Raw genomic sequence first — 275 nt, 5'->3', positions numbered from 1 at the left:
AATTTCTACTGCGGTTGAAGTCATATTGGGCTCCAAATGATCATTGGTAGAGTCTATCAAAGCTAATACTACTAGCGTTTACTGACTCTCTTATACATACCTTGAGCAAGCGCCTTCAAGATCATCGCCTGACTTTGCACAAAGCCGTTGTACTTGGGCAAATCATCCTTTATATCGCTGGTGCGGCGATTATAAAATAGATGCATAGTTGGCTTGGGTAGTGCCGCCACATCAGGATAATTTGTTGTGGGTATTAATATTAGATTGCCGCCCAA

1 pseudogene is annotated in these 275 nt (G+C 42.2%); it reads right to left on the bottom strand.

Features of this window, described 5'->3' with window-relative positions:
* Nucleotides 1-71: 71 nt before the first annotated feature.
* Nucleotides 72-275: pseudogene (locus AAEY75_RS14995) on the bottom strand (GFA family protein); the annotation flags it as partial.

Source organism: Psychrobacter sp. TB55-MNA-CIBAN-0194 (genome assembly GCF_040309505.1).
Taxonomy (GTDB): Bacteria; Pseudomonadota; Gammaproteobacteria; order Pseudomonadales; family Moraxellaceae; genus Psychrobacter; species Psychrobacter fozii.
This window is presented reverse-complemented; position numbering and strand designations above follow the sequence as displayed.